This window comes from Neobacillus drentensis, from assembly GCF_036962125.1.
Taxonomy (GTDB): Bacteria; Bacillota; Bacilli; order Bacillales; family Cytobacillaceae; genus Neobacillus; species Neobacillus drentensis_B.
The window spans coordinates 94,617-106,650 of the sequence record NZ_JBALOA010000018.1 but is presented as its reverse complement, the minus strand read 5'-3'; the positions used below and the strand labels follow the sequence as shown (position 1 = coordinate 106,650).

8 protein-coding genes and 1 pseudogene are annotated in these 12,034 nt (G+C 39.1%); 7 read left to right on the top strand and 2 right to left on the bottom strand.

The genetic code is table 11. The annotated features are described in order from the left end of the window. Positions 1–31: 31 nt before the first annotated feature. Positions 32–1,606 (bottom strand): ATP-binding protein, encoded by a 1,575-nt coding sequence (locus V7121_RS16785; RefSeq protein WP_335547244.1) that lies wholly within the window; start codon positions 1,604–1,606, stop codon positions 32–34. A gap of 274 nt (positions 1,607–1,880) precedes the next feature. Here V7121_RS16785 and V7121_RS16780 point away from each other — a divergent pair. From V7121_RS16780 to V7121_RS16770, 3 genes and pseudogenes are all read left to right on the top strand, one after another. Further along, positions 1,881–2,398: pseudogene (locus V7121_RS16780) on the top strand (DoxX family membrane protein). Positions 2,399–2,643: 245 nt separating this feature from the next. Further along, a complete protein-coding gene (locus V7121_RS16775; RefSeq protein WP_335494182.1) occupies positions 2,644–3,753 on the top strand; it encodes a tubulin-like doman-containing protein in 1,110 nt (369 codons plus the stop codon). Positions 3,754–4,014: 261 nt separating this feature from the next. Beyond that, positions 4,015–5,199: a sulfite reductase subunit alpha gene (locus V7121_RS16770; RefSeq protein ID WP_335494183.1), complete on the top strand. Its 1,185-nt coding sequence runs from the start codon at positions 4,015–4,017 to the stop codon at positions 5,197–5,199. Positions 5,200–5,346: 147 nt separating this feature from the next. Here V7121_RS16770 and V7121_RS16765 read toward each other — a convergent pair whose 3' ends face one another. Next, the gene (locus V7121_RS16765) at positions 5,347–6,780 is read right to left on the bottom strand and encodes a DHA2 family efflux MFS transporter permease subunit (protein ID WP_335547242.1); all 1,434 of its coding nucleotides are present in this window, start codon (positions 6,778–6,780) and stop codon (positions 5,347–5,349) included. A 324-nt stretch (positions 6,781–7,104) separates the two neighbouring features. On the opposite strand from V7121_RS16765, the gene V7121_RS16760 reads away from it, so the two are divergent. The 4 genes from V7121_RS16760 to brnQ all read left to right on the top strand — a co-directional run bounded on the left by V7121_RS16760 (position 7,105) and on the right by brnQ (position 11,788). Continuing rightward, the gene (locus V7121_RS16760) at positions 7,105–7,623 is read left to right on the top strand and encodes a DoxX family protein (protein ID WP_335494186.1); all 519 of its coding nucleotides are present in this window, start codon (positions 7,105–7,107) and stop codon (positions 7,621–7,623) included. 173 nt (positions 7,624–7,796) lie between these two features. Beyond that, entirely contained in the window at positions 7,797–9,323 is a 1,527-nt protein-coding gene (gene yjeM / locus V7121_RS16755; RefSeq protein WP_335494188.1) for a glutamate/gamma-aminobutyrate family transporter YjeM, read from the top strand. A gap of 467 nt (positions 9,324–9,790) precedes the next feature. After that, positions 9,791–10,282 carry a CDP-diacylglycerol--serine O-phosphatidyltransferase gene (gene pssA / locus V7121_RS16750; RefSeq protein WP_335494190.1) on the top strand — a complete coding sequence of 164 codons (492 nt, stop codon included), beginning with the start codon at positions 9,791–9,793 and terminating at the stop codon, positions 10,280–10,282. A gap of 171 nt (positions 10,283–10,453) precedes the next feature. Further along, positions 10,454–11,788, top strand: coding sequence for a branched-chain amino acid transport system II carrier protein (brnQ, locus tag V7121_RS16745; RefSeq protein ID WP_335494191.1), 1,335 nt, complete (start codon positions 10,454–10,456; stop codon positions 11,786–11,788). Positions 11,789–12,034 lie beyond the last annotated feature (246 nt).

The following is a 12,034-nucleotide window of genomic DNA, read 5'->3' as shown; positions in this document are numbered from 1 at the left end:
CCTCCAATGCACGCTGGAGGTCAGTCACTGGTTAGTTAGTGGGTAAAAAAACTCTCACTTCAGTCCCTTTTTTTACCTCACTATTAATTTTTATCGTACCATTATGTTTTTCGATAATACGGTTGGAAGTTAATAATCCCAGCCCTGTTCCTTTTTCCTTTGTGGAGTAAAATGGTTCACCAATCTTCTTTAATCGTTCTTTTTCAATCCCACTTCCGTTGTCAATAAAGATAATTTCTACTCCACTTTCTGGAACATTCCTCAAATATATATATATGTCCCCATTACTACTAATGGCTTCAACCGCATTTTGAAAGATATTAATAAACACTTGTTTAATCTCATTTGGATTACACATAATTGGGTAAGAACGATCTAACTCTGAGTGAATAGTAATATTTTTCAAGTTTGTTTGACTTTCAAAAAGAGTCATTACATTTCTAACAAGAGTATCAATATTTTGATGTGATTGTAGTGAGCTTTGGTTTGGTTTCGCTAATGATAAGTATTCGGAAACAATAGACTCAATTCTCGATATTTCACTTAACATGATTTGTACGTGGTTGGGATTAAATTCTCGTTCTTGATTAGCTAACTGCATAAACCCTTTTATTGAAGTGAGCGGGTTTCGTATTTCATGGGCAACACCAGCAGCAAGCTCACCTACCACAGCAAGTTTTTCAGATCTTAAAAATAAGTCATATGCCATCTTTCGTTCTGTAATATCCCGACCAATAACCAATAAACTTTTCCTGCTGCCGTCTGCAAAAAAAGTAGGAACCTTGATAATATCAAATGTAGCGGAGAACTCATTTTCTATAGAAAGTTCCAATTCAAATCGATAGGGAGTGCCTTTCTCCCAAGAAATTTCATCATTCGAAAAGCAATTTTGAAAGTTTCTAAACCATTCATTTTTGGAAAAAAGTTCGTCAAGATGTTTATTCCTATAATCAACGTCTTCCAAATTAAATAAGGCTGTGGCATATTGATTCATTTCGATAAATCTTCCTGTGCCATCCTGAATATAAATTAAATCGGGCATCGAATTGATCAGGGCTAAAATTTGTTGTTCATTGTCCTTTCTTACTTCTTCCTTTTTTGCATGATCATCTCTTTCGACTGCTCTGCTATAGCGAATTTGCAGGAAAGCAACTAGAAAGGTAACCGAAAGTGTAAATAAAAAGTAAGAAAAGTCACCATTGTGATAAGTATAATTAAGACGATCTCCGTATTTATAAAAATGGGCACCTATAAAAATACTAAGTATACTCATTAAAATAACAGGCCGGTAATCCTGATATAAAGATAAAATAAAAATGACCAAAAAAATGAGGTAGAAATTAGATATAACAGGCTCATTATCGATAAGGACAAATGTTACAAATGACATCCCCAGAACACATAAATACATGGTTTGTTCAATAAAAAGTTTCTTGAAAATAAAAATTGAAATGATACCACATACTAAAATCCCGCTGCCAAAAAGGATACTGATAAAAGCAGGATCTTTATGTTTTAAAACTTGGACTAACATACACAGGATAAAGCAGCCCCATAAAATACGGATTAACAAAACATTCTTACTGTGAATTTTTTGAATATTCAACTTTCACTTCACCTCTAAGTAATACATAAACTACCTTTTAATTAATCTGATAGTATGCTCCAATAATACATTTTACCTGTAGATGCTATTAATTAAAATGAGAAACATCGCAATCCTATAGCTGCTGGAATAGCGTTCTTTAAACTGTTCAAAAGTTGGTCAAAACAATTCAAACAAACTGTGAACTTATCACTATAACCGTGTTGTTTAAGTGGAAAATGCAATATAGTGTAATCATAAAGAACAAACAAATGACGAAGGGCGGAATGAACTTATGTTTAATAAATTTTTAAGAGAAAATAAAACTGCAGCGGCCATTCTTACGGTCTTACGTTTATACCTTGGTTATTCTTGGTTTACAGCAGGTTTTGGAAAATTATCTAGTGGCGGCTTTGATGCAGCAGGATTCTTAAAAGGAGCAATTGCAAACCCAGTAAAGGGTCCAGACGGCGCGGTCGTATTTGGCTGGTATGTAGACTTCTTAAAACACTTTGCACTTCCAAACGTAGATGTCTTTAACTAATCGTCCCTTGGGGCGAAACATTAATCGGTTTAGGGTTAATCTTAGGATGCTTAACAACAACTGCGATGTTCTTTGGTCTAGTGATGAACTTCAGTTTCTTCTTAGCAGGAACCGTATCTCATAACCCAAGAGACATTTTCCTAGGCTTCATCATCTTAACAACTGGTTACAATGCAGGTAGAATCGGTTTAGACCGTTGGGTGGTTCCATTCTTTACAAAAATGAGCAAAAAAGGTACTGGCAACGAAAAAGCAAAAGCGAGTGCATAAATTAGTTCTTACCTAAAAGGCGATTCGGACTTCCTAATCGTCTTTTCTGCGCTTTGCATAAGGAACACTTACTCAGGCAATAAAGAATACTACGGTTAAAAAGGTTTGATGCTCGTTGGGAGTATCAACCCTTTTTAACACTGAGCAAACCCTTTCAGCATTAATTGTTTTTATGTAATTTCATACGAAAAAGTCTAATTTATTAAAATATGAGTATTATTTTAAAAAGAAGAGGAGGGGATACGGTGAAATCAATTGGAATCTTAGGCGTAGGCCAAGCAGGAGGAAATATAGCGGAAATAGCATCAAGTATGGGCTTTCAAACAGCGCTTATCAATACGAACCAACGAGATGGCTTAGTAAACACGAGGGTGGAAAAGAAATATTTCGTCCCAGGGTATAATGGTGCTGGGCAGGATCGATCAATAGGATTAAACGCAGTTAATCACAACTATCGAGAAATTATTGACTTTGTACAGCGGTCCTTTAAGAACATTAGGCTTTTGTTGGTGGCCTTTTCTACCGACGGTGGTACGGGATCTGGTATGAGCCCGATATTAATTGATTTGTTATTAGACCAACTCCAAGGTGTCAACATAGGTGCGATTGCGATTGTACCTGATCGTAATGTATTGGCTGGGAATCGAATCAATGCTACTGAATGTATTGAAGAAATTTCTAAGATTGACTCGATTTCATCTGTGTTTCTTGTAGACAATGATCAGATGCGCAAGTTGAACCCACAATCCAGTAAACATGAAATCTACCTTTCTTCTAATCATCAAGCTATGGAAGCTATTAAGAATGTGCTGCAAGTAACGAAAAAGAGTTCCTTTTACGGAAACTTCGATGAGACGGATCTGATGAATATACTTAGTACAAGAGGCGTTACGATTATATCTTCAACCACGCTTACAGACGCAAAGACAACCACAGATGTAGCTAGTAAAATACAACAATCTTGGGGAAACTCGATATTTTGTCCAGTTGAATCGACAGGTGTGATTCGAGCAGGTTTGATTTATCAAGGACCAGAGAATATGGCAAAGCTAATTAATGTCCCATTGGTTTTTGAAAGGGTGGGAGAACCTCTTGAATTGTTCGAAGGAACCTATATCTCAGAATCAGACCCCACAATAACCACCATTTTAGCGGGAATGTCATTTCCTACCCGCAGGATGAGGGCTCTTGAAGAATCCCTTGAGAAAAATAAAGAGCGTCTACAAAGCCTAGTTAACAAGGAACATACCCAGAAATATGATTCAAAAATATCATGGGCCTCCAACTTAAAAGCGAGAACACCTCACAAACAGACTGGATCGGTAACCTCCAAGTTATCAAAGTATCAGAGATAATGAATGAACGGGTCAGTTCACTATCGTGCAAAACGATGGGGGACTGACCTTTTTTGCAAAGAAAGACTAGGCTTTTGTCAATAGCAATTAGAGGTATACGCTTATTTAGTAGAGGAAATTCCGGCTAATGTTGATAGATGAGCTTAAAAAGACGGTTCGGGCATCCGAACCGTTTTTTTTTCTAGGGATGGTAAAAGATTACACATCTGATTTTCCGAATCAATGTTAAAATGTATATATTACTTTTGGAGGTTAAGAACCATGCAAAATACTTTGGATTACACTAAAACTGCCGAAAAAGACAAACTGGTTCCAACAACATTTTCACGAACAAATCCATTTCATGCAAAGATTATTAAAAACATCAATATAAATGGTGTAGGATCTAGTAAAGAAACAAGACATATTGAGTTATCTCTCGAAGGGTCTGGTCTTTCTTATGTACCAGGTGATGCCCTTGGCATTATTCCCTCAAACGATCCAGGACTTGTGACTTCCCTACTTGAGGAGATGCACTGGGATGATGAAACGATGGTAACGATCAATAAGCAAGGTGAGACACTTCAGTTGAAGGAAGCACTAACTACCTATTTTGAAATAACACTCCTATCAAAAAAGGTTTTACAGCAGGCAGCGGCATTTACAGAAAATGAAGAGTTACAAAAGCTTCTCCTGCCTGATAATGCAGCCCAATTGAAGGAATATTGCTATGGGCGGGATTTACTTGATATGTTACGTGAATTCGGTCCATGGAAAGCAACTGCTCAAGAATTCGTCTCTATCTTAAGAAAAATGACGCCTCGCCTTTACTCGATTGCAAGCAGCATAGCAGCCAATCCGGATGAAGTACATTTAACCATTGGTGCTGTGCGCTACACAGCTCATGCACGCGAGCGTAAAGGGGTTTGCTCTATTTTATGTGCTGAACGTGTAAATGAAGGAGATACACTTCCAGTTTTTATTCAAGCAAATAAACATTTTCATCTGCCGGAGTCTCAGGATACGGATATTATTATGGTTGGACCAGGGACAGGTATTGCACCATTCCGTTCTTTTATACAAGAGCGTACAGTGAACAAAGGAACAGGCCGATCTTGGCTATTTTTTGGTGACCAGCACGCAGCTACTGATTTCTTATATAAAGATGAATTGGAAAAATATCAACAAGATGGGGTCCTTTCCAAATTAGACACTGCCTTCTCTCGTGACGGAGATCAAAAGGTTTATGTTCAACATAAGATGATTGAACAAAGTAAAGAGCTATTCGAATGGCTGCAAACAGGTGCTTATTTCTATGTGTGTGGAGATAAGGATTATATGGCGAAAGACGTCCATGAAACACTGATCAGCATCATTGAAAAAGAAGGTTCAATGAGCCGCGATGAAGCAGAAGCGCATCTAAAAGATATGCAGAAGCAAGGGCGTTATCAACGTGATGTGTATTAAAAAGTAAGGATAAATATACTGCAAAAAACCTTCGTTCCTTGTTGGCACGAAGGTTTTTATATAGTATTTTGGGTCACTGGCAATGGCTCCAAAAAAGAGGACAACCTGTATAGCTAGGAAGTCCTCCGACAAAATTAGAAATAGTCATTAATGCATTTGATTCATCACTGAATGATTGACGACCACGCGGCGGATGAAGAATGCCAGAGCGAGGCCGACCAGTGTCACAATCATCGCAAATAAGAACACATGCTGTGAGCCTGCCGTCATAGCGTTAGCCATCTCGGTCTGCTTAGTCGGTGCAGAGGAGTCATGCAAATAGTTCTCCATTCCAGTCGTAAGAATGATGATTGCGATAGCTGTACCAATCGCACCCGCTACCTGCTGCAACGTGTTCATTACTGCTGTTCCGTGTGGGTATAGCGCAGGAGGCAGCTGGTTCAGGCCGTTGGTCTGTGCTGGCATCCACACCATAGAAATGCCGATCATTAATCCAATATGAAGGACAACGATAAAAGCGACCGATGATGTGGGCGTTATGCTGGAGAAAAACCATAACGTTACCGCAACGACGGCAAGTCCGGGAATAACGAGCCACTTCGGTCCATACTTGTCAAATAATGTTCCCATCCGTGGTGATAAGATGCCGTTTAGCGCGCTGCCCGGCAACAGCATAAGCCCGGCAGTAAACGCAGACAGTTTCATACCATTTTGAAGAAACATTGGCAGAATAATCATGCTCGACAAAATGATCATCATACACGAGAGCACCATAAGTAATCCTACATTGTACATTGGATACTTGAAGACGCGCAGATCCATCATCGGATCGCTCATGGTCATCTGCCGTAGTGTGAACAGAACAAGAGCGATTAACCCGACGGCAATCGAAGTAATCACGACCGTGCTGGTCCAACCCTCGGATCCTTCTCCTGCTTTGCTGAAGCCGAAGACAACTCCTCCGAAGCCGATAGTTGATAATACAACGGACAGTAGATCAATCCGGGGCTTCGTTACATCGGTGACGTTTTCCAAATACTTCAGCCCTACCAACAGCCCAATAACCAAAAACGGCAGTGAGAGCCAGAAGATGTAGTGCCATGTAAAATATTCGATGAGAAGACCTGCCACAGTTGGACCGGTTGCCGGCGCAAACATGATGACAAGTCCAACGAAGCCCATCGCGGCTCCACGTTTCTCCGGTGGATACACGACGAGGATCGTATTGAACATGAGCGGTATCAAAAGACCCATGCCTGCAGCCTGTAGAATACGAGCGATCATAAGCATTTCGAAGTTGGATGCGAGAGCCGCAATCAATGTACCGATGATAGAGCTTACGAGCGAACCGATAAACAATTGCCTCGTCGTAAACCATTGTAGAAGCAACCCAGTCATCGGCATAAGAATGCCGAGAGTAAGCAGGAACCCCGTCGTCAGCCACTGTGCTGTCGCTGCCGAAATTCGGAACACCTCCATTAAATTACTAATGGCAATGTTTAGAGCGGTCTCGCTGAACATGCCAACGAAACCGCAAATGAGTAGCGATGCCATGATGGCACGCGTATTGTATTGCTTCATTATCTATATCACTTTCCTCTCCTGAAAAATCTTTCTCTTATACTCCCCTAAAAATACGGTTATTTGATACAATACAGTTCAAATTTATCCTAGTCAATCAATCAAGCTCAGTTTTGGCGTAGGGTGAAACAGACTCCTCTCCGTATAGCACCTTTGAAAAGAGATGTGACATTTTCATTTTAAGGAGATCGAAAGCTGTTCAACATTCCGTCAAATCATTTCAAACAAACTGTGAACTTATCACTATACCCATGTTGTTTACTGTGTAAAGGGATTATAGTGTAATCATAAGAACAAACAAAACGCGAAGGGCGGAATGAACTTATGTTTAATAAATTTTTAAGAGAAAATAAAATTGCAGCGGCGATTCTTACGGTCTTACGTTTATACTTAGGCTATTCTTGGCTTACAGCTGGTTATGGAAAATTATCAAGCGGCGGGTTTGATGCAGCCGGATTTTTAAAAGGAGCAATCGCCAACCCAGTAAAAGGCCCAGATGGCGCCGTTGTATTTGGCTGGTATGTTGATTTCTTAAAACACTTTGCACTTCCAAACGTTGATATCTTTAACGTAATCGTTCCTTGGGGCGAAACATTAATTGGTTTAGGATTAATCTTAGGTTGCTTAACAACTACTGCGATGTTCTTTGGTCTAGTGATGAACTTCAGCTTTTTCTTAGCAGGTACTGTATCTCATAACCCAAGAGACATTTTCTTAGGCTTCATCATCTTAACAGCTGGTTACAATGCAGGTAGAATCGGTTTAGACCGTTGGGTGGTTCCATTCATCACAAAAATGAGCAAAAAAGGTACTGGCAACGAAAAAGCAAAAGCAAGTGCTTAAATAAATTTACACACAAAAGACGGTTCGGGCATCCGAATCGTCTTTTGTTTGATGTAAACCCCAAGCTCCAACTAGTGATAGATAAGGCAGCTGTAATTAAAACACTTATTTGAAAACATTTTAGGTTATACTAAGTTCATTCAATAACGAAGGCTATAATGAGGAGTGAAAATGTGGCATCAAACACACAGATAGCCAAAAAGTTGTCTTTAATATCACTAGTTTTAATGATTTTTACTTCTGTTTATGGATTTAACAACATTCCACGATCCTTTTATAAGATGGGTTATGCCGCTATTCCTTGGTACATATTTTCAGCAATCACCTTCTTTGTACCTTTTGCATTAATGGTGGCTGAATTTGGTTCCGCCTTCAAAGACGAAAAGGGTGGAATCTATTCATGGATGGAAAAATCCATTGGTCCTAAGTTTGCCTTTATTGGAACGTTCATGTGGTATTTTTCTTATATAACCTGGATGGTTAATGTTGCCTCAGGTATGTGGGTTCCAGTATCCAATGCGATCTTTGGAAAAGATACAACGCAAAGCTGGACTTTTCTTAATCTGCAGGGGCCACAGGTTCTAGGTATTTTAGGAATTGCCTGGATTCTTGTCGTTACCTACACATCCACCAAGGGTCTGGATAAGATTAAGAAAGTCACCTCTTTAGGTGGTTCTGCCGTTTTGCTATTGAATGTATTTCTTTGGGTTGGTGCCATAGCAGTACTTATCGGTAATCACGGCCACTTGGCACAGCCGATAGAAGGGGTAAAATCCTTTACTCAAACACCAAATCCGGTATATGCCGGGGATATTATCGCTTCCTTAGCGTTTGTCGTATATGCCCTATTCGCTTATGGCGGACTTGAAGCTGTTGGTGGGTTAGTGGATGTAACGGAAAATCCAGAAAAAACGTTTCCGAAAGGAATTCTTCTATCCGCAGCCATCATCTCTGTCGGCTATTCATTAGGAATACTATTATGTGGCATATTCACAAACTGGGCAGTTGTCATGGGGATAGAAAATGTGAACCTAGGAAACGCAAGTTATATTGTTATGGCTAATTTAGGCTACTCGCTTGGAACCGCATTTGGAGCAAGCCATGCTGCAGCCGCGGCGTTGGGCTCTGGGGTGGCAAGATTTGTCGGACTATCGATGTTCCTAGCACTTTCCGGAGCTTTCTTTACTTTGATGTTTTCACCGCTAAAGCAGCTAATTGAAGGAACACCTAAGCGACTGTGGCCAGGAAAAGTTGGCGAAACAAAGAATGGATTACCTATTAATGCGATGTGGATTCAAGCTACAATTGTTTGTGTGATGATCGCCTTAATCGCTTTCGGTGGCAGCACAATGGCCGCATTCTTTAACATACTCGTTTCGATGACGAACGTGGCTATGACGCTCCCCTATGTATTTATCGCACTTGCCTTCCCGTATTTTAAGAAAAAGGTGGAAATAAAAAAATCGTTTATCGTTTTTAAAACGCAAGCAAGTGCAAATTTTTGGGCATGGGTGGTTATTCTAACTGTTGGATTTGCCAATTTTTTTAGTATCATGCAGCCAGCTTTAGAAGGGGATATGCAAACAACCATTTGGAGCGTGGCCGGACCTGTGATTTTTTCGATTGTTGCCTGGTTAATGTATCGAAGATATGAAAAAATGCCTGATATAGAAAAGCAGAAACAGACGAAAATAAGTTAGGATATTCATGCTGAAAGTCCAATTCAAAAACAAAAGATCAATTACAAGGACATTTCCTCTATTATGAAGTCGGAAATGTCCTTGTCCGAAAACGTGTGAACTTCGGACACGGCAAGGCTGAAAAAGCAAGGTCGTGTCCGAAGACGTGTGAACTTCGGACAAGAAAAGGCCGAAAAAGCAAGGTCGTGTCCGAAGACGTGTGAACTTCGGACAAGGCAAGGCGGAAAAAGCAAGGACGTGTCCGAAGACGTGTGAACTTCGGACAAGGCTGGGCCGAAAAAGCAAGGACGTGTCCGAAGACGTGTGAACTTCGGACACGGCAAGGCGGAAAAAGCAAGGCATGTCTGAAGACGTGTGAACTTCGGATAAGGCAAGGCCGTTATTTATTTAAAATGCAAAATGTCTTTTAAAGAATTATCGGAGGGAAGGATAGATATAGTAAAATCGTTAACTTCAGGAGGGTAAGTATGTTTAGTCAAGTAGCAAAAGCAGTACCCAATTTATTTACAATGGGAAATTTATTGTGTGGGGTTCTTTCTATTACTTGTAATATGAGTGGCTTTTTAGAAGTAGCCTCCCTTTTAATTTTCATTTCAGCTATTTTTGATCTACTTGACGGAAGGATTGCAAGAGGATTAAAAGTTAACAGTGAATTAGGTGTACAATTGGATTCCTTAGCGGATATTGTTAGTTTTGGTGTTGCTCCTGCGCTGCTATTTCATACCATTGCAGCACCGTCCATTTTAACTTCTTTGGCATTTATCCTTTTCCCGATATTGGGTGCGTTAAGATTAGCCAAGTTCAATGTAAAACCAACTATAGGATATTTTAGTGGATTGCCTATTCCAGCGGCTGGATTGCCAATTGCTGCAATGGCGTTCTTTTCATATAGTAATGCATGGATTACCATTATTCTTGCAGTTTTGATGGTAAGCCCAATTAAAGTGAAAAAACTTTAATTTGGATTCATATGGCGAACAGTGACAGATCCTGTTCGTCTTTTTTATGCAATTTAGGGGAGTAACCTCTCATTTCGTGAATTATATTAGAACGTTTTCATTTTTTATTATTTTATAGAACAAAACTTGATAGAATAAAAAGTATTTTATTTTTAGAGGGAGGTGAGTGGCTTGAATACTTTAACCAGAAAAGAAATTATGTTTATTGGATTTATGCTATTTTCCATGTTATTCGGTGCAGGAAATTTAATTTTCCCGGCCTTTTTGGGACAAGCGGCGGGAGAAAATGTCTGGCAAGCAGTTAGTGGATTTATTATTTCAGATGCGGGTTTCGCTGTCCTAGCTTTTATTGCAATTGCAAGGTCAGGGACCTTCGATACTTTAATTAATAGAGTACATCCTATATTTGCATTACTATTTCCAATGGCAATTTACCTGTCGATCGGACCTGGTCTTGCGATACCACGGGCAGGTAGTCTGGCATTTGAAATGGGGGTAAAGCCTTTTTTACCAAATACTATTCAATCTTCACCCATCGGATTAGTGATTTACACAGTCATATTTTTTAGTATTGTCTATTGGTTTGCCAAATCACCATCTAAATTAGTAGATAGATTTGGAAAGATTTTGACCCCTTCATTATTAGTATTAATTATCATCGTGTTTATTAGATCTATATTTACAGACCTATCTAGCTTTAAAGGTGCTGCATTAGCTTATAAAGAGAATCCAATCTCACAAGGATTTTTAGATGGATATCAAACAATGGATGCCATCTGCGCTTTAATTTACGGAATTGTATTTACAACTATTTTTAAAAATAAAAAAATAAGTAATTCCAAATTACAGGTTAAATATTTAGCCATTTTTGGCCTTATTTCTGGTCTGCTTTTAACGATTTGTTATCTCATTATTGCTTACTTAGGTGCATCAACGGCCATTCAAGGAAACGTTGAAAATGGAGCAGTGGTATTAAGTACGGTATTACAGCAATTGTTTGGGCAGGGAGGAACGATTGTCTTAGGCTTAATTTTTACCTTGGCTTGTCTAAGTGTGTGCATCGGATTAATTACATCCTGTGCTCAATACTTCTCAAGTGTTTTTCCAAAATTATCGTATCTTAAATGGGCCATTCTTTTATGCCTAATCAGTGGGTTTGTCGCCAACCTTGGTCTATCTCAAATATTAAAGGTGTCTGTCCCAGTGCTGGGTTTAGTATATCCAATGGCCATTACCATAATTATTTTAGGCCTTTTCCATGATCGATTACACTTTAATAATCGGCCGGTGTATGTAGCAACGATTAGTCTAGTTGGCTTATTTAGCTTGATAGATGTCGCTAATTCAACCTTTTTGAATGATTCATTTTCAGAAGTACTAACCAATGTTCCCATGCAAGATAAAGGCTTCGGTTGGGTGATACCTGGTTTGATTGGTTTCACAATCGGAAGCATTATTGAAAAATTAACCTTTAAGGAAGTTACGTCTGTAAAAAAAGTAGCTTAAATATTAAAATATAGGTACGAAAAAGTAAAAGCGAGTGATTAAATAATTATTAACTTAAAGACGGTCGGGCATCCGAACCGTCTTTTAGTGGAAGAAATGTCTCGGGAATCCTTCTCTCGCGACAAACCGAAAGTCGTAATTGTTATTAGATGTATCTAAGGAAATTTGCTGGAAATATAGAATGGTTCAGGAAAGAAGTAAATAAGGTGGAAGATAGAAAGCATTTATTTTGGGAGATTTTGCATA

Excerpts from the sequence above, each read along its gene's own strand:
- V7121_RS16765 (WP_335547242.1), bottom strand. The coding sequence starts at position 6,780 with ATGAAGCAATACAATACGCGTGCCATCATGGCATCGCTACTCATTTGC.
- V7121_RS16760 (WP_335494186.1), top strand. The coding sequence starts at position 7,105 with ATGTTTAATAAATTTTTAAGAGAAAATAAAATTGCAGCGGCGATTCTT.
- V7121_RS16770 (WP_335494183.1), top strand. The coding sequence starts at position 4,015 with ATGCAAAATACTTTGGATTACACTAAAACTGCCGAAAAAGACAAACTG.
- pssA (WP_335494190.1), top strand. The coding sequence starts at position 9,791 with ATGTTTAGTCAAGTAGCAAAAGCAGTACCCAATTTATTTACAATGGGA.